Consider the following 16,698-nt stretch of genomic DNA (forward strand, 5'->3'; position numbering starts at 1 on the left):
GAGCTTTGGCACTACTGCATCACCATCCCATCCGTGCTCGGTTGGCCGCGGCGAACAGATCCTCTTCGGCGTCGATGGACGAGCCGGGGGCCGCGTAGTAGTTGAGAACCTTGGTCACGCCCCCGCTCGACGAGGTGTCGCCGAGGGCGCTGGTCACCGCCGAGGCGATGTTCTGGCCGGCGCCGACCGAGCCGGTGTTCAGGAGCAAGCTCTGTTCCACCGCGCTCATCACGCCGTGCGCCTGGGAGAGCAGGCCCTTGCTGAAGCCCTGGCCCACGAAGGCGCCGAGCCGGGCGAAGACTCGCGAGGGGCTGTGGATGCCGAGCGCCTTCTTGATGGACTTGACCATCGAGTCGGCGATCTTGAGCATCTGCTTCTCGATCGCCTTCGCCTGCGACTCCAGGCCCTTGACCAGGCCCTCGGCCATGTGGATGCCGTTGTCGTACATCACCTGGGAGGCGGTCTTGCCGACCTTGGCCGCAGCGTCCTGGAGCTGCTTCTCCAGCTCGTTGACCTGGTCGACGCCCGCCTGGCCGGCGGCCAGGATTGCCTCGGCCGCAGCCATGCCCGCTTCGGGGCCGGCCTGCGCGAGCTGGTCGAAGGTCTCGGTGTTGAGGCCGAGCTTCTTCAGCTTTCCGAGGACGTCGGCGTACTTCCTTGCCTGATCACGAGCCTGCGTAAGCTGCTCGATGATCCCGGAGAAGCCGCCCTCCATGTTCGTGACGTTGGCGTCGTCGACGATCTTCTGCGCGATGCGTGCCGCGTAGTCCGCCTTCGCTTCCTTCAGATCCGCGAGCGACTTCTTGGCGTTGTCGATCTTGGTTCGAAGGGTGCCGTAGGACTTGAGCAGCGAGTTGAGCTTGGCCTGGTCCGCCTTGAGCTTGGCCGTGACGGACTTGCTCAGCTTGGCCTTACCGATCTGGGCGGTGAGTCCTTCGAGCGACTTCTTGACGTTGTCGTACTGGGACTCAAGGCCCTTGATCAGGCCCTTGATGATCACCTGACCGGCGTTGTAGAGAAGGACCTTGTCCTTGGGGAGCGGGCCCTTCCAGTCGGTCAGCTTGCTGGTGAGGTCGCCGAGGGTGGACTTCACGGAGCCGAACATGTTCTTGACGCCGTTGATGAAGCCCTCGATCAGCTTCTTACCAGCGTTGATCAGCGTCGAACCGAGGTCGCCCAGGGCTTCCTTGGCCTTGCCGGGCAGGCCACCGATCACGGTGACGGCCTTGGCGAGCCACGTACCTACGGAGGTGACGAGGCCAGTCAGGGCGGAGACCGCCTTGTCCTTGATCGCCGTCCAGCCCTGGGAGAAGAACCGGCCGACCGCCGAGATGGCGGACGACGCCTTGGTGCCCAACCAGCTCGTGAAGGTGCCGAAGCTGGAAGTGATCGCGGACCAGGCGGACTTGCCGAAGTTCACGACCGCTTGCCAACCGGCCTTGAAGGCTGCGCCGATCCCCTTCAACACCTTGGTTGCGGTGCCGAGGATGCCGACCGACAGGAACGTGCGGAACAGGCCGAGGATCGTGTCCCAGATGCCCTTGACGAGCGTGCACAGGCCGTTCCAGAACTGGTCCCAGCCCTCCTCCAGCATGTCCGTGTTGCCCGTGAAGAGGGCGACGATCAGACCCCAGGCCATCTTGAGGACGCCGACGATCATGTCCCAGACGCCCGTCACGATCTCGACCAGGCCCTCGAAGACCAGAGCCACGCCGTTGACGGCGGCGACCAGGGAGTCAGCGAGGATCGCGATGATGAACTGGAGGACCGGTACGAGGATCGGCATCAGGAAGTTCACGACCGCGAGCAGCGCATCGAGTACCGGCTGGATCGCTTCGGCCAGTCGCTGGAGGGCGTCAGCCAGGGGCGGGAGTACCGCCTGGATGATCTCGCTCAGCATCGGCAGAAGCGGAGCGATGACGGCCGAGATGATCTGAAGCGCGGTTGCGATCAGCGGCTGAAGCGCGGCCAGCACCTGGCTCAGCGCCTCAGCGAGGATCGGCAGGATCGGGGCCAGGGCGTTGATGAAAGCCTCGGCCAGCGGCATGGCTGCCGCGAGGATCTGCTGGAAGATCGCCGCGATCGGCGGGAGGATCGTCGCGAGGAAGCTGAACGCTGCGCCGAGCAGTTCCCCGACGAGCGGAACCATCTGCGCGATGATCGGCGCGAGCATCTGGAACGCCGACGTCAGTGCGCCGCCGAGCAGCGTGATGATCGGGATCAGTTGCGGGGCCAGCTCCGAAAACGCGTTGGCCAAGGGGATGACCGCCGCCGAGACGAGCTGGGCGAAGACCGGGAGCATCGCCGCAACGACCTGCATGATCGCGCCGAGCGCCTGGCCGAGCGGGGCCATCGCGGGGGCGAGCAACTGCACCGCCTGGTAGAGCGCGGTGAACATGCTCTTGATGCCCTCGGTCACGGCCGGCTGAGCCAGCGCGTCAGCGATGGCACCCATGGCTACGCCGATGATCGAACCGGCCTGCGGGAGGACGGTCGTCAGCAGCTCTGAGAGCTCGATGAACAGGTTCTTCACGGCCGGACCGGCACCGTTGGCGAGGTTGCTCATCGCCCGGTGTGCGGCCTCGAAGACGCCGACGAGCCCGTTCTGGAATCCGTCGGAGTCGACGACCGTGTGGATGCTCGCGAGGGTGTCGCGGAGCATTCCCAGGGACGAGCCGCCAGCCTCGTTCGCCGCGCGGGAGATGCCGGCGAGGATGCCGCCGGTCTCCTTCAGGACGCCGCCGAGATCCTTCAGGGCCTGGATGCCCTGGTCGATCTCCTGCTGGAGCCCGAGCTGGCCCTTCTTCTGGAGCCAGCCGTCGAACTCCTTGGAGATGTTGACGAACCAGCCCGCCAGGTTCGGCAGGTAGGAGGCGCCCACCTCGCCGAGCTGGGCGATGATCGAGGAGAAGGTCTTGGTGCCGCCGGTCGCGGTGTTGATCGACTCGTTGAGGTAGCCGAACATCTTGTCGACCAGCGCGGGGTTCATCGCGGCCGTCAGGTCGGTGGCGAACGAACCGAAGAACTTGCCGATCTCGGTCGAGGAGGACCGGAAGCCCGCGGCGAACCGCGGCAGAAGCGTGTCGACGAGGTCACGGATCGGCTCGCGTGCCTGGTCCCAGAAGTTCGAGCTGATCTGGTTCTGGAGCTCGGCGAGCTGCGACTTGACCTGCGGGACTTCCTTGTTGAAGTCCTTCAGGGCCGCCACGGTGACGCCGATGCCGACCGCGAAGCCGCCCAGGATGCCGGGCAGCGTGAGCGCGGTGGCGCCGATCTGTGCGAGGGACGCCGACAGGGCGAAGAGGTTGCTCGTGGCTGCGATGCCCCACGCGGCGATGCCCGCGATGGCGGTGGCGATCGAGCCGATGATCGGCACGCTCTTGTCGAGGTTCTTCAGGATGTTCCCGAACTTCTCGAACAGGCTGTTCACCACGCGGATGCCGGACAGTGCGGCGAGGCCGGCGGCCACCTTCGCGACCGCGGCATCGTTCAGCGTCGGGATGATCGAGACGGTGCGCGGCCGGGTCAGCACGCCGAGCCGGGCGGAGACCGTCAGGCTGGCGCCGGATGCGACGTCCGGCTCGATTTGGATCTTGAGCGGAGAGTTCTGGTCGCGCCAGTCCTTGAGCTGGTCGGTCATGTCGCGGAGCGACTGGTCGCTGATCTTCAGCTTGATGTCGCCCGCGCTGAGCTCCGATTGGAGCTGGACCTTGCTGCCCGACTTGGCCTTGTCGTTGTAGCGCCGGATCGCCTTGGCCAGTTCACCGGACATGGTGGACGTGTCGATCCGCGTGTAGAGCTTGACCTTGCGAGCGTTCGACTGGCGGTTGCGCTGGTTGATCTTGCCGACTTCGGTCAGCAACGCACGCTCGAAGCCGGCCATGTTCGGCATGACCTGGACCTTGACTTCGAGCTTGTCTTCGATCCGGTCGAGATCGTTCTGCGCCTTGCGTCGGAAGTCGCTGGTGTCTGGCAGGACGCGGACGCTGACGCGTCCGATTACCTGGCCCTGGGGCATACGCCTACCTCCGGGTGGTGAACTTCTTGTAGATGTCCGCCACCGAGATCCGGCGGGCGGGTTTGCCCTTCGAGCCGTCCTTCTTCGAGGAGGGCTTCGGGCGCGGCCACGGCTTGAACTTGGGCGCCTTGCCCTTGCCCCACTGGCCGGTGGCGCGCGTGTTCTGGTTGAGCGCGTCGAAGATGTCGGCGCGCATGTGGCGGTCGACGCCCCAGCCGAAGAACTCTCGACCGCCTGTCGCCAGGGCGACGGTGAGGGAGGTGTCGGGAAGCCTCTGCACGAGCAGATTGACGAGGGCCGGCGAGGGCCCCCGGCCTGCGATCACGTCGGCGAGGTCAACGCCGTAGTGAAAGAGAAGGTCGGGGTAGATGCCCTCGCCGTATTCATCAATCAGCCCTGCGAGGCCGAGGCTTCCCCCACCTGCGTGCCCTCGCCGTAGGTGGCGAAGATCTGGGCGAGGACGGCGAGGTCACTACCCACCTCGTCGAGCAGCCGCTTGGCCGCGGTCTCGTTCTCGGCGACCAGCTCGATCGCCTCGGACAGCACGGCCTCCTGGTCGGCGTCCTCGCCGTCGAGCTTGTTCTGGATGGACAGCAGCTCGGCGCGAGCGGCCTTGGACAGGCGGAGAGGGTTCAGCAGGCGAACGACGAAACCGTCCGCCAGCTCGATGTCGGTCGAGCCGTACTTGGCCTCGGCGGCGGCGCGGATGTTGTCGAGAGAGAAAACGGCCATGGGGTTGCGGACCTCCAAGAGAGTGATGGTTGGGCTGGACGCGGACCTCGAAGGGGAGCCCCGAAGGGCCCCCGGCGCGCGAGGAGGTCCGCACCACTCGCGCGCCAGGGAAGGGGGTGAGTTCCGCACTTGCGAAACTTACACACTGGGTCAGGAAGCCTGGCCGGCAACCCATGCAGTGCCGTTCCAGTACGCCTTCGAGGCGTCGCCGAGAACGACGTGCTGACCCGTGGTCCACGCGCTGGTCGGCGTGGCGATGACGTCAGCCAGGCCCGCCAGGTTGGCGGGAGCCGTCGAGCCCTCCGGAGTGAAGGAGCCCGGCGAGCCGGCGGTCGCGCCCGTGGCGACGGAGCCGCCGAGCGGGGTGATGGCGTACGTCCAGTTGTTGGAGCCGAAGGCCATCGGCTTCACGCCGATCGGCAGGCCGGCCAGGGACTCGGTGTCGCCGAACGAGATGTCGTCCGCGCGGTAGATCTCGGCCTTGGGGGCGTAGAACGCGAAGTGGTTCTCGCCGTCCACGAACACGACCATGAACGCGGCGGTGGTCGGAACCGGGTCGACCGGCACACCGACCGACCCGTCCGGCAGGATCGGGGCGTTCGAGCCGTAGTAGAGCTTCAGGCCCTCCACGTCGAACTGCTGGAGCGTGAACGTCATGGTCTCGGTGCGCGCCGAGTACTTGGTGCGAAGGCTCTTGTTCTGGAGCGAGCCGATGACGGTGGCCTCGCCGCCCTCGGAGGAGATCGAGAAGATGTCCTCCAGGCTGGTGTGACCAACGTTCGACCAGGGCGAGGTCGGCACGAGCAGGTCGGCGGGGATGTCGGTACCCGTGGGAGCGGTGAGGTAGTTACCGCTTCCGATGACAAGGGTGGCGTTGTCGTTCAGTGCCACGAACAGTTCTCCTTACTGAAGGGGGAAGGGGCGGGTCCGCGGCTTGCGGATCTCGATGTCGTAGGTCGCCTCGTAGCGCCAGACACCAGTCGGGAGGTCCGCGTACTGGACGGGTCCGGTGGCTGTGGCCCAGTCGGTGACCCGCCGCGGGGCGGAGGAGAGGTCGGCGCGCGTGATGTGTCCGCGACCGGGGATGACCTTCTGCTTGAGCCAGGCGTCCCGGATGACGACGCGCACGGCCTCAGAGAGGATTGCGGCGTCCTCGTCGCCGTTGGGGTCCTGGCAGAAGGTGTGCACCGCGACGCGCGCCGCGTCGAGGAAGCGGGTGTCGCCCGACCAGTTCCCGAAGGATGGGTCGCGGCGGACCAGGACGAGGGGGAACGTCTGACCCTTGGCGATCAGTGACTTGACCTGGATGCCGGGTAGGCCGTCCCGGAGGACAGCGAGCATCAGGTCTTCGACAGGGGAGAGTTCGGCGAGCGCCTTGATCTCCGCGGGTAGGCCGGCCATCAGCCTCGCCCCCCGCCGCGCTTGCGTCTGTTCGCCTTGATACGGACGGCCTTGGAGCGGACGCGCGGGCCCTGCTTCTTGGGCAGGTGCGCGGCCTTTTCGAGGATGTGCAGGCCCTCCATCGGGCCGACCTCGTAGGTGTCGACGACCTTGCCGGTCTCGTCGACTACCTCGACTTTGTATCCGCTGCGACCGAACTCGATCGAGGCGGCCGAGTTGGCGTTGGACTTCCGGTTGGTGGCGTTGGTGTCGGCCAGCACCACGTACGAGTCGATGTCGCCCTTGGCGATCTCGATCTGTGCGATGCCCTCGGCGCGGTGTTGAAGCAGAAGCTCCTCGGCCCGCACGCCGATCTGGAAGGCGCGCTCATCGACCTCGGCCTGCACTTCGGGCAGGGTGGCGATGACCTCCGCCATGTTCTTGCCGTTGAGACCCTTGTAGACGTAGGCCATCAGCTTGGCCTCTCGCGAATGTCGATCGACCAGTGCCGCGTCTTGCGGTCCCCGTGGTGGTAGGCCGGCGGCGAGACGACGTCCCAGACCGAGCCGAGCACTTCCACGCGCGACCAGAGGGTGACGCCTTCGAGGTCGGCGTCCACGATCATGCGCGTGATGTTGATCTGCTGCTGGCCGGGAACCTCGGCTCGGGCCGAGCGCTGCGGGATCAGCGCGCACCTGACGGTGTGCGGCCCGTCTGCGTCGGCGACCAGGAGCTCGTTCCCGCGATTGTCGGTGTGCACGGCGGTCTTCCAGACCTTGGCGACTACGCCGCGCCTGCGCTGCATCGAGCTCACCAGGGCTCCACCTCGTCAGCGAAGAGGGGGAACGGCTTCGAGCTGCCGGCCGCCGGGACGAAACCGGGGCCGCGCTGAATGCGCCCGTTCCAGGCGGTGACCTGCACGGAGACCAGGCCGGCCTTACGGCCGCCGAGCTCGGCGAGCATCCGCTGTTCGTCCCCGGTGAAGTAGACGGTGCCGGCGTTCTCGCCCGAGCTGTCGTTCCAGCCCAGCGTCTCGTCGCCTGCACGGGACTGCGTGTAGCCCGCGGGGTTGGTCATGTACCGCTTGCACGCCTTCAGGACCAGGGTCCTGACCAGGCGGGGCGGGGAAGAGGGGGGCTCCCAGTCGCGGCCGGCGTACCCGCGGGCCAGGTCGGATGCGTCCTCAAGGGCTGAGGTAGCGATGCGCTCCTCGTCAGCGTCGAGCGTCCAGTCCAGGCGGGCCTTCAGCTCGTCGAGTGTGGCGAAGTCCGCCAAGATGGTTCTCCCTCACTCACGAGGAGGGGCAGGGTGCGAAACTTTCACACCCTGCCCTGCTCACTCAGTCGGATCAGGCGGAGGGGCCGTCAGCCGGGCCGGCAACGCCGGTGATCGCGGCGAGCTCCTGGGCCTTGGCGTCCGGACCGTCCGGGTCGGGCAGGCTGTCCGCGGTCGCGTCGAGGTCGAGCTTGATCGCGCGAACGAAGTGCTCGTACGTGGAGACGAAGCCCTGGTTCGGGGTCGAGTCGTCGCGGCCCACGAGGAAGTCGGACACGGTCCGGAAGCCCTTGTAGGTGTTCACGATGGAGCGGTCCATCAGGCGCGTGGAGTCGTAGTCGCGAATCCAGCGCAGCGCAACGCCGTTGTAGCTGGCCGAGGCGCCGAAGGGGACGGACTGCGGGACCGAGGGGGCGCCGGTCGCGAAGATGAACGCGCTGGGCACCATGGCCACGGCGAAGTCGGCCGGCAGCTCGTCGGAGGTGACGATGTTGAAGCCGTACCGGCGGCCGAGAGTGGCTTCCTTCAGGGCGGACGCGGCCTCCGCCTCACCCACGTTGGAGGCGAGGTTCAGGTCCGGGTCGGCCAGCAGCTCGGTCTCCCAGCCGGAACCGACCAGAAGGGTGCGGGACTCCTTGGGGACGCGCAGCTTGTTCATGACCTCGCGCGCCCGGATCAGGGTCTTGCGCAGAGAGCGGCCACCGACCGCGCCGCCGAGGGTGATCTCGTACGGAGCGTTCAGCAGGTAGTCCACGGCCTGGTACTCCAGGCCCTTGCCGACCGCTTCGGTCTGCTTGGCCATGAGCTTGGCCCAGCCCTGGAGGTCCATCTCGTTCTGCTCGTCGGTGAGCTGGACACCGGAGTACACGTCGCCGCCGAAGCTGACGGACACGGTGCGCTCGTGGTAGGTGTCGAACTGGATCTCCGTCGAGCGGTTGTTGCGCCACCCGTACGTGCGGTAGGGAAGGACTCCCTCGACCTTGACGTTGATCGAGTCGTCGCGGGCGCCCTTGAACTGGTCGATGCCCTCACGCTGGAAGACCGCGGGGACGACCAGAGACTCTTCGAGAGCGACCGCCGCGGTTGCGGCGATCTTCTCCGGCTTGATGACGTCGTGCTCGGTGTAGGCCACCGGTTGGTTCTCCTGTCAGTAGGGGGAGGGGAGGCTCGGCGTGCGAAACTTACACACCGGGGTCTGGATCAGTAGCCGCGCCTTCGCGCAGCCCGAGCGGCCTTGACGGGGTCGAAGTCGTCCGTCCCGCTGTCGGGGTTCAGGCCGCCGCCGAGCGTGTCGGGAGCAGCCGGCGCGACGAGCTTCTGGAGCTCCTTGGCGTCGGCCTCCAACTCGGCCGGGGTGTTGCCCGTCAGGCGCTTGGCCAGTGCCGGCGGCAGCTCGTACTTCGCTGCCACGTCGTTGAGCAGGATCTGCCGCTCCAGCGCCTCGACCTGTCCGCGCAGCTCCGTGGTGGCCGCCTCGAACTCCTCCAGGGTCTTGGCCTTGGAGAGCTTGGCTTCCGTCTCGCGCAGCTTGGTGCGGTAGTTCGCGGCCTCAGCGTTCGCCGCGGTGAGCTCCTTGCGAAGCACCTCCGGGGGAACGGTCTCCTCGGCCGGCTTCTCCTCGGTCGACTCCGCCTCGGTCTCCTCCTTGGGAGTCTCGACGGTCTCTTCCGTGGTGGTCTCGGTGCTGGTCTCGGGGGTTTCCTGCTCGGGCACTGTCACGCCTCCTGGACGCTCGTGGTGGATTGCCGAGCCTCCTGGGCTGCGGCCTTCTGTTCCTGCCGGATGAACCGGCGCCAGGCGGACACAGCCGCCTTACCGGAGAGGCCGCGTGTGACCTTGGGCCACAGCTCCTCGTACCGGCGGTTGAGCTCGTACAGAGACGAGCCCTGGTACTGCTCGCGCGAGAAGACAGGCTCCGCGTAGCAGTGGCAGTTGTCGTGGTAGCGGTCGCCGTCCGCGTACTCCGCGGAGCTCTGCGATCGGTAGACCGGACCACGAGAGATGAGCATTGCGCACCACCCGCAAGGGGTCCCGGTGCGCGAAAGTCTGATGTAGCCGACAACGCGGCGGTCGCGCTGCATGTGGTTCCAGACCGTCGAGCGGGCGCCGTTCAGGGCGACACGCTCAGCGGCTGCCGCCTGCCGGGCACCGGCCTGCTGGTGCACCTCGTCACGAAGGTCGTCGACCTCGTCAGCGCTCCTGGCGCCGTCGATCGCGTCGACCTTCTTCTGGAGGTTGTTGGTGCCCAGGGCTTCGAGGACCGTTCGCAACTCCTGCTCGGCCTCGCGCTCGATCCGCTCCTCGGCGTCCCGAAGGCCGGCGATCTCCTCGACCAGAATGCGGTCGAGGTCGTCTTCGAGGGCCTGGTCGGGATCGGCCGTAGCCTCCTCGTCGGCTTCCCCAGCTTGGCCGGTCGCGGCCGACGAGGAGGAGTCCGGGGGGCTGGCCGGCGTGTCGCTTTCGCGCCCCTCCTGGGGGCTCTCAGCGTTTCCGGTCAGCTCGGCGAACTCGCGCCGAAGTACGTCGATGGTGATGTACGTCGGCTCGGGGTGGTACGGATCGGCCACCGTCGTCCCGGTCCGCAGCGCGCGGGCCAGGCGGTAGTAGGCGCGGGCCAGGTCGCGGCTCTGTCGGCGCCGGCCCATCACCAGCGTGATGGCTCGACGCAGCCATGACGTGGCGGTGGACGCCCGGCTCGTGACCGGGACGTCCTGCCACAGTGCAAGCGCGTCCGTGACGGTGCCGGCACCGATCTCGATGAGCGCCGTCTGGAACGCGATGGCAGCGCGATCGGCCTCGGCTTGTCGAGCCGGGGTCGTCACGCCGCGATCACCTCACTGTCCGGGGTTGCCGGCACGGTGGTGCTCGGCGTCGCCCGCGTCAGGGCGGTAGCGAGCTGGCCAACGGAGTCGTCCTCCTCGGCCATCTCCTCCCAGTCCTCGTACTCGGTCTGAGTCACGCCAGGCACCCGCTTCCACAGACCGCGCTTCGGGATACCGAGCTGGTCAGCCAGCTTGCCCAGGGCGTCAGCCGCCTGCGCGAGGCTGCGCGACTCCATGTCGCGCCACTGCACTTCGCCGTGGAAGTCGTCGGCGGAGGAGGTGTTGCCCTCCAGCTCGGCGGCGAGACGGAATACCCGCTCCCACGCCTCGCCGAAGATGGACTGGAACTCAGTGATCTTCCGGCTCAAAGCGGTCTCCGCAGCCAGAAGGGCTTCGGCCGACAGGTTGGCGATCTGGCCGAGCAAATGGTGCGGCGGGGTCTGGCTGATCGCCGCCAGGTGCCTGATGCTCATGTCGATCGAGTCGATGAGCGAGCCGATCGGCCCGGCCGGCAGCGACCCGAACTTCACATCGGGGTCCTCGGAGAACAAAAATCGCCTGGCGTTGTGGTTGATCGGCGCCGGGATCGGGTTACCGTCCGGGCCGAGCTTGGGCCGGCTGTCGACCGCCTCGCTCGGATCGGTGGTGACGTTGCCGTTCTCGTCCAGGAGCTCCATCTGCATGGGCGGAGCCATGCCGGTGGCGTACCGCACCTCGTGCGAGGTGTACGTCTGCGCCACCAAGGTGTCGAACACCGTCTGGTTGATGCGGTCCTGGAGCGCGATCATCGGCTCGATCACGCCGGTCGTGCGGCCTTCGAGGTCGACCGAGGCGGCGAACCGGGTGACCGGACACTCGGACGAGCCGTGCGCCTTCAGGCGCTGGACCCGTACGGACTCCGCGTCGGACTTCGCCCCGTACGTCACCGCGTACTCGTACTTGCTGTCCCACATGCGGGCCTTGCCGCGGGTCTCGCCCTTCGGGCTGGCCGTGATGGTGAGCGCCGCGTACGGCGTCTCGTCGTTGGCCGGGTCCTCGTACAGGGCCGCGGTCTTCAGGGCCGACAGGCCCTTGGAGATGACGCCCCGCTTGGTCTTCTCCGTCAAGACGAAGGAGTGACCGAACTTCAGGGCGCCGCGGTAGATGGCGGCCTGCCGTGCGTCCAGGCGCGAGCGCTGCCAGTGCGACCATTCGACGCTCGTCGAGGCCGGCTCTGTCGGCAGGCCGCTGGACGGCTTGCCCGAGCGGAAGCCGTCCACATACAGCGCCTGGGCGGGCGTGCCCACAAGCAGGGGCATCCAGTTGGAGACCGCACGCCTGGCGAGCAGCTTGTACTCGTCGTCGGCCTGCGGCGGCATGTACGGATCGTCATGCTTGCCACGGTCGTACCGGTCGATCTTGCGCAGAAGCGGCTCGTCCCGGTCGAGGATGGCGAGGAGTTCCCTCGCCAGCGAAAGCGGGCTGGCGTCGGCCATGCCTCACCACCTTTCGTGAAACTTACACACTGGGTCAGAGGAAGTAGCCCCGGCCCGAGCGCTTCCGCACCTTCTTGCCGCGCACGCGCAGCTCGTACAGCGCCTCATGCGCCAGCATCAGGGCGGCGTAGGCGTCGATCTTGCGGGGGCTGTCCTTGCTCTCCTTACCGAAGGAGATGCCGTAGTTGTTCGTGCGGCGCCGTGCGCTCAGCACGTGCCGGCGGAGCGTGAGGTCCCCGTCGTGGCTCAGCTTCTTGTCGAAGATCGTGCGCATCAGGCGCTCATGCGCCAGCGTTACGGTCTTCTGCGAGCCACGCATGTCCCACCCGATCGCGTCCTTGCCGACCGGCGACTTCACGGCCAGGCGCTCGCCGTACGTCTCGGCCCAGTCGGAGATGTAGCTTTCCCACAAGGCGACGTCCGCGAAGAACGCCCGCACCTCGAAGAGGCGGAACGCCTCGTGGACCTGACTGTCGACCTCGTGACGAGGGACCGTCCAGTCCTTGCCGGCCTCGCCTTCCGGGTGCTCCCAGATGGCGAGCAGGGACACATGCATGTCCCGCACGCGGATGGCGACCAGGGCCGTGGAGTCCGACGTCTTGCCACCGTCGAAGCCCAACACGACCTCGTCGCCCGGCTTCAGGCTCTTGCCCTCGTCGAGCAGCGGGTCCCACTCGGCCGGCCCGTAGATCGCATCCTCTTCGGCGACGACCTGGTTCAGCCACATGCGCCGAGAGCGCGAGGCCGAGATGGTCGTGTCGAGGATGGACTGGATGATCGTGGCCGGCACCAGCCAGACCGCGTCACCGCGGATCTTCGGGATGACGATGTGCAGGGCCTCGGGCGTCAGCGGAGTCTCCGGGTGCGCCTCGATCGAGTCGTACATGAAGCCGACGTCGACCGCGCGCCCCTCGCGGATCTTCTCGAAGGACTCGCGCATCCGCTCGGCGACGGAATCCTCACCGGGCAGGTAGGCGTTCGTGATCGCCAGGTACCGCGAGTCCTGCTTGGTCGCGTTACCGTCGATCGTCTCGTACATCTTGTGGCCGTTGTTGCCGCTCACCCAGTGGTGCGTCTCGTTGAGCAGGGTGAACGTCGTCCGCTTGCCTTCGAGGGCACGGTACGACGACGTCACGGCTTCGAGCCGGGCCTTGCCGCCGTTGGCGCGGATGAGGACCGCGCCGTCCTTGACGCCGTACTTCGCCTTGAAGGCGTCCGACATCAGGGAGGGGATGAGCGACATGGTGTTCGTCGTCTGTGACTGGTTCACCGCGGTGACCTGAACCCATGCGCGAGGGTGGGCCACGCCTACCGGATCGCCGGCCTCGTCCCAGTGGGAGAAGCGGCTCGGGCCGACCAGCTCGACCAGGCACAAGACGGCCAACAAGGGGTCCTTGCCCCAGCCCTTCATGCGCTGGAGGACGCCCTTGCGATTGGTGAAGCGGCCGTTGTCGTCAACGGCGTACCAGTGCAGGACGAAGCGGAGCTGTTCCCTGGTGAACTTCCAGGGCCCGCCGTCTTCGGCCCGCAGCCACTCCGAGCACCAGCCGGCGATTTGCCAGCCGAGCGTCTTGTGCGGCAGGACCCAACGCCCGAAGGCGTCCCTGTGCCAGGTGGGGCCAATGAAGGTCGGCTCCAGGAGGTCGATCTCCTCGGGGGTGAGGACGGCTTGTTTCGCCATGGATCACCCCCTGGGGATCAGTCCACCCCGAGCTCCTTCTTGTAGTCGGCGATGGCGAGAACGGATGCCGAGGTTGTCTCCTCCTCGGGCTCTTGCAGTTCGATGCGCACACGGCGCCGATCGCCTTCGGTCACCAGCAGGTTTCCGAGGGCGGAGTAGAGGGTCTGCGCCATCTGTGCCGACCGCTTGCCCGACTTCTTGTAGTGGGACAGGTCATCGCACAGTGCGTAGGCCAGGGCCCAGTCGGAGTTCTGGTAGAAGTCCGACTGGCCGGAAGTCTTCAGCGAGTTGTAGAGCTTCTTTGCGATCGGATGCCATTCGGAATCCGCGCGAGGAATGGTGACCTCGCGCATTTGTCCGCGCTTGGTCTCCTGCTCGTCCGAACCCTTACGCGACCGGGGGCGCGCGAGGTCTTCTTCACGGTTCGGGACGGGGCCTCGAACGCCCACCGGTCACCTCCTTTCATCGCAGGATGCTGAGCGCATCCTGGAGTGAAGAACCGAGCAGTACGCCGAAGCGCTTTACCTGCTCGCCATCCCGCTCAATCACGACGGTGGGCGTGCCCACAACGTCGTAGAGGTCGGCCTGCTCCAGGCCGGCGGTAGTACTGACGTCGATCTTCTCCGCCTCGACACCGAGATCAGCGAGCTCGGCCAAGAGGAGAGGCCCGAACGACCGGCACGGCCGGCAGCTCGAGGAAGTGAAGTAGAGGACTCGGGTCACGCGACCTTCGCTCCGATCCCGTGGCCGTAGCCCTTGCTGCGGATGAAGGCGTTCACGTCGTCGTTGAGGCAACTGAACCCGTCCCACGCGGTGAGCGTGCCGACGTACCGACCGAGGGTGCTCACCTCATGGCTGTTGGCCTTCACGCGCAGCGTGGTCACCACGTAGGGCCACTCGTCGCCGTCCGGATCGTGCTCGTCCAGCCACGTCTCGACGAACTCGCGGACCTCATGGCCGCCGGCCTCGTCACTCTCGGGAGCGAACACGGCCAGGAGGCGCAGGTCGATGGTCTTCGTGTCGCCGAAGCCCTGGTCGAGGGTCACGCGCAGCGTGTCCCCGTCCTTGACGGTGAGCACCTTGGCTCTGCGGTCCCACATCAGACGAGCCCGCCCGTCATGAAGTGCACGGTCAGCCAGGCCAGGAACGCGAGGAGGGTGAAGCGCCGCAGGCGAAGCAGCCCGCTCGGCTGGCCCTTCGGGTACTCGACGTCGCGCCGGGTCCCGAAGATCCGCCAGACCTGCTCGGACAGAGTGTCGCCCGGCTGCTTGCGATGCAGCGCGATGCCCTCGATCACAACGAAGGCCCCTGCCCAGGCGGCCCATGCGATTTCGAAACCGGTCACCGGTCACCTCCTGGGAAGGGGTAGGAAGTCTCGGCCCCCTGGGGTAGCGACCAGGGGGCGGGCGCCGCGCCAGGGGAGAGGAGGCCCTGGGGCGCCTCACGCTCGACAGGCGGGAGTACCTGGAGCGCGGGTCAGAGGAGGCCGGGGTGGGCCTCGTCTCGCCGGAAGCGTTTCTGGATCGCGCGCCGCTTGGCGGACTGCGCGGCAGCTCCCTCGCGGGAGGACTTCTGGCGGTGGTGCCAGGTGCACAGCGAGCGAAGGTTCTCCATGCTGTGGTCGTCACCTGGTCGGATGTGGTCCACGTCGGTTGCGGTCGAGTCGCAGCGTGTCCCCGCTTCAGTCAGCGCGGTGCACTGCCCTCCGTCTCGCCGCAGGACACGGAGCCGGATCTTGGGCCAGTCCTTCGGTAGGCGCGAGCGCCTGTCGGACCCTTCCCATCGCGGCATCGTTCACCCCCGACGTGGAAGTTGAACCCCTCGGTGACGTCCTACCTGAAGAGGTAGCTGCTCGAAGCGGTCAACCCGAGGGGAAGTAGAACTTGCACTTACGTAAGGGGTAAGGAGCTTCACCAAGCGAGGCCCGACAGGGCCTCCAGCCTGCTACTTCGTCTTACGCCTTACTACTTCACTTACTGATACGGAGCTCGACGCCTCCCAGTCAGGATGCCTCTTGAGTGACGGCTGTCACACTTACACATACGGTTTCGGGAGGGGCCGCCTGGCGGCGGCCACCTGGTCAAGCTGCAACGGCGAGGTGATGATGGCAGGTGGCGAAGCGCAGGGGCGCCCCAGCGGGGCGCCACGGAGCAGTGCCGGCCTACGTCACGGGGCCGCGGAGCGGCCCGTGAAGCCGAAGACAAGAAGCCGCTTTGGCGCTACGCTGGTGATCATGTCCAACGATCACACCGATACCGATCTTGCGTTCGCCCTCCAGGTCACCGGGTTCGAGCTGGCCACCGAGCCGCCGGCACCGGACACTCCGCTCGCGCGCATCCTGCGCCTCGCCGACGAGATCGGGTACGAGAACCTGACCGACGAGCACTTCGACATGGCCAAGCTGGGCCTGCTCTGACCTGCATGTTTACTGCGCCGGCGCCCCGTGGCGCTGGCTCTGATCGACCCTGAAACCGTGGCGCGATCTTGGCCGGTAAGACGTGGCGGTCAGCGAGCTCGCGCACAGGGGGTCACCCCCCACCCCATCCGGGCCCGTGCTACCCTCGCGCGCCCCTCTGCGTCGCGCTCTCGCGGCTTCCCTCCCTCGCCCCGACCGATCGCCCCAGGGACCGGCCGAAAGGCCCGGAGAACGGCTCTCAGCGCCCCCGGAAACAGCCTCTGACCTGCACGGCTTGACATCCGGTGTGTAAGTTGGGCAATGTTCTGCCTGTCGCCAACGACGAACGAACGGCCGGGCAACCGGGCGAACGGGAAGCGCCAGCGAAACTTGCACACCGGCTCGGCTTCGGCTACAGTCGGACTCGCAAGGCCAAAGCGGGACGTGAGCAGGGACGACGAACCACCTGCGAGCGAACTGGGATGTCGGGTAACGGCGGACCGCACAGGCCAGCGAATGTGGAAGTTGCACAACCCGAAGCGAGTGTGATACTTGCGCTTCAGCGCAAGGCCGAGAGGCCAAGCGCACACGAACTTCAGCTTGACCCCGGAGCCTCGGCTCACGGGTAGACGGTGACTTACGGCACCGAGGAACGGAAGCGTGAGGGATCGGGTATCCGGTCGCAGTCCGAGCGTGAGTAGGGAATCGGTCATCGGAGCGAACGTCAGGGTACAGCCAAAGGAAGGCCCCGAAGAGGCGCAGTCCTGGTGAGTGGGATGCCACACGATCCAGGGTGTCGGAGGGGAGATACGGAGGCCAGGGCTCACTGTCTCACCCCCTGGTGGACAGCCGGAAACGGAACGGACGGGCAACCGGACGGGAAACGGAAAGCGGGCCAGGGGGCGACAGTGAGAGCGGCA

Annotated in this window: 19 protein-coding genes; 1 reads left to right on the plus strand and 18 read right to left on the minus strand. The window is 66.9% G+C overall.

Annotation, left to right across the window (positions count from 1 at the left end; all coding sequences use genetic code 11):
• Positions 1 to 19: 19 nt before the first annotated feature.
• The 18 genes from ACZ7L6_RS06705 to ACZ7L6_RS06790 form a co-directional block, all read right to left on the minus strand.
• Positions 20 to 4,018, minus strand: a complete 3,999-nt coding sequence (locus ACZ7L6_RS06705; protein WP_471920892.1) for a phage tail protein — start codon at positions 4,016 to 4,018, stop codon at positions 20 to 22.
• A 4-nt stretch (positions 4,019 to 4,022) separates the two neighbouring features.
• Positions 4,023 to 4,343, minus strand: coding sequence for a hypothetical protein (locus ACZ7L6_RS06710; RefSeq protein ID WP_471920893.1), 321 nt, complete (start codon positions 4,341 to 4,343; stop codon positions 4,023 to 4,025).
• 65 nt (positions 4,344 to 4,408) lie between these two features.
• Positions 4,409 to 4,750 (minus strand): phage tail assembly protein, encoded by a 342-nt coding sequence (locus ACZ7L6_RS06715; protein ID WP_471920894.1) that lies wholly within the window; start codon positions 4,748 to 4,750, stop codon positions 4,409 to 4,411.
• Between the two features lie 150 nt (positions 4,751 to 4,900).
• Positions 4,901 to 5,641 (minus strand): phage tail tube protein, encoded by a 741-nt coding sequence (locus tag ACZ7L6_RS06720; RefSeq protein WP_471920895.1) that lies wholly within the window; start codon positions 5,639 to 5,641, stop codon positions 4,901 to 4,903.
• Positions 5,642 to 5,653: 12 nt separating this feature from the next.
• A complete protein-coding gene (locus tag ACZ7L6_RS06725; protein WP_471920896.1) occupies positions 5,654 to 6,151 on the minus strand; it encodes a hypothetical protein in 498 nt (165 codons plus the stop codon).
• On the minus strand, positions 6,151 to 6,603 hold the full coding sequence (locus ACZ7L6_RS06730) for a DUF5403 family protein (protein ID WP_471920897.1): 453 nt from the start codon (positions 6,601 to 6,603) through the stop codon (positions 6,151 to 6,153). Before ACZ7L6_RS06730 ends, ACZ7L6_RS06725 begins: the two co-directional genes overlap by 1 nt.
• Positions 6,603 to 6,935, minus strand: a complete 333-nt coding sequence (locus ACZ7L6_RS06735) for a phage head-tail adapter protein (RefSeq protein WP_471921785.1) — start codon at positions 6,933 to 6,935, stop codon at positions 6,603 to 6,605. The genes ACZ7L6_RS06730 and ACZ7L6_RS06735 overlap by 1 nt, the downstream gene beginning before the upstream one ends.
• Before the next feature lie 5 nt (positions 6,936 to 6,940).
• Positions 6,941 to 7,405: a hypothetical protein gene (locus tag ACZ7L6_RS06740; RefSeq protein WP_471920898.1), complete on the minus strand. Its 465-nt coding sequence runs from the start codon at positions 7,403 to 7,405 to the stop codon at positions 6,941 to 6,943.
• A 73-nt stretch (positions 7,406 to 7,478) separates the two neighbouring features.
• Positions 7,479 to 8,537 (minus strand): hypothetical protein, encoded by a 1,059-nt coding sequence (locus tag ACZ7L6_RS06745; protein WP_471920899.1) that lies wholly within the window; start codon positions 8,535 to 8,537, stop codon positions 7,479 to 7,481.
• A 68-nt stretch (positions 8,538 to 8,605) separates the two neighbouring features.
• A complete protein-coding gene (locus ACZ7L6_RS06750; protein ID WP_471920900.1) occupies positions 8,606 to 9,118 on the minus strand; it encodes a hypothetical protein in 513 nt (170 codons plus the stop codon).
• Between the two features lie 2 nt (positions 9,119 to 9,120).
• On the minus strand, positions 9,121 to 10,227 hold the full coding sequence (locus ACZ7L6_RS06755; protein WP_471920901.1) for a VG15 protein: 1,107 nt from the start codon (positions 10,225 to 10,227) through the stop codon (positions 9,121 to 9,123).
• Positions 10,224 to 11,702, minus strand: coding sequence for a phage portal protein (locus tag ACZ7L6_RS06760; RefSeq protein ID WP_471920902.1), 1,479 nt, complete (start codon positions 11,700 to 11,702; stop codon positions 10,224 to 10,226). The genes ACZ7L6_RS06755 and ACZ7L6_RS06760 overlap by 4 nt, the downstream gene beginning before the upstream one ends.
• A gap of 34 nt (positions 11,703 to 11,736) precedes the next feature.
• A complete protein-coding gene (locus ACZ7L6_RS06765) occupies positions 11,737 to 13,383 on the minus strand; it encodes a terminase (protein WP_471920903.1) in 1,647 nt (548 codons plus the stop codon).
• A gap of 17 nt (positions 13,384 to 13,400) precedes the next feature.
• Positions 13,401 to 13,832, minus strand: coding sequence for a phage terminase small subunit (locus ACZ7L6_RS06770; RefSeq protein WP_471920904.1), 432 nt, complete (start codon positions 13,830 to 13,832; stop codon positions 13,401 to 13,403).
• Positions 13,833 to 13,845: 13 nt separating this feature from the next.
• Positions 13,846 to 14,040 carry a thioredoxin domain-containing protein gene (locus ACZ7L6_RS06775; protein WP_471920905.1) on the minus strand — a complete coding sequence of 65 codons (195 nt, stop codon included), beginning with the start codon at positions 14,038 to 14,040 and terminating at the stop codon, positions 13,846 to 13,848.
• Positions 14,041 to 14,102: 62 nt separating this feature from the next.
• On the minus strand, positions 14,103 to 14,483 hold the full coding sequence (locus ACZ7L6_RS06780; RefSeq protein ID WP_471920906.1) for a hypothetical protein: 381 nt from the start codon (positions 14,481 to 14,483) through the stop codon (positions 14,103 to 14,105).
• On the minus strand, positions 14,483 to 14,728 hold the full coding sequence (locus ACZ7L6_RS06785) for a hypothetical protein (RefSeq protein WP_471920907.1): 246 nt from the start codon (positions 14,726 to 14,728) through the stop codon (positions 14,483 to 14,485). Before ACZ7L6_RS06785 ends, ACZ7L6_RS06780 begins: the two co-directional genes overlap by 1 nt.
• A 131-nt stretch (positions 14,729 to 14,859) precedes the next feature.
• Positions 14,860 to 14,997 (minus strand): hypothetical protein, encoded by a 138-nt coding sequence (locus ACZ7L6_RS06790; protein WP_471920908.1) that lies wholly within the window; start codon positions 14,995 to 14,997, stop codon positions 14,860 to 14,862.
• Between the two features lie 619 nt (positions 14,998 to 15,616).
• On the opposite strand from ACZ7L6_RS06790, the gene ACZ7L6_RS06795 reads away from it, so the two are divergent.
• Positions 15,617 to 15,799 carry a hypothetical protein gene (locus ACZ7L6_RS06795; RefSeq protein WP_471920909.1) on the plus strand — a complete coding sequence of 61 codons (183 nt, stop codon included), beginning with the start codon at positions 15,617 to 15,619 and terminating at the stop codon, positions 15,797 to 15,799.
• Positions 15,800 to 16,698 lie beyond the last annotated feature (899 nt).

It is taken from the genome of Streptomyces sp. NPDC107522 (genome assembly GCF_055657525.1).

Coding starts and splice junctions, on each gene's coding strand:
- ACZ7L6_RS06730 (WP_471920897.1), bottom strand. CDS start 6,603: ATGGCCTACGTCTACAAGGGTCTCAACGGCAAGAACATGGCGGAGGTC.
- ACZ7L6_RS06765 (WP_471920903.1), bottom strand. CDS start 13,383: ATGGCGAAACAAGCCGTCCTCACCCCCGAGGAGATCGACCTCCTGGAG.
- ACZ7L6_RS06715 (WP_471920894.1), bottom strand. CDS start 4,750: ATGGCCGTTTTCTCTCTCGACAACATCCGCGCCGCCGCCGAGGCCAAG.
- ACZ7L6_RS06780 (WP_471920906.1), bottom strand. CDS start 14,483: ATGTGGGACCGCAGAGCCAAGGTGCTCACCGTCAAGGACGGGGACACG.
- ACZ7L6_RS06725 (WP_471920896.1), bottom strand. CDS start 6,151: ATGGCCGGCCTACCCGCGGAGATCAAGGCGCTCGCCGAACTCTCCCCT.
- ACZ7L6_RS06760 (WP_471920902.1), bottom strand. CDS start 11,702: ATGGCCGACGCCAGCCCGCTTTCGCTGGCGAGGGAACTCCTCGCCATC.
- ACZ7L6_RS06735 (WP_471921785.1), bottom strand. CDS start 6,935: ATGCAGCGCAGGCGCGGCGTAGTCGCCAAGGTCTGGAAGACCGCCGTG.
- ACZ7L6_RS06795 (WP_471920909.1), top strand. CDS start 15,617: ATGTCCAACGATCACACCGATACCGATCTTGCGTTCGCCCTCCAGGTC.
- ACZ7L6_RS06790 (WP_471920908.1), bottom strand. CDS start 14,997: ATGGAGAACCTTCGCTCGCTGTGCACCTGGCACCACCGCCAGAAGTCC.
- ACZ7L6_RS06705 (WP_471920892.1), bottom strand. CDS start 4,018: ATGCCCCAGGGCCAGGTAATCGGACGCGTCAGCGTCCGCGTCCTGCCA.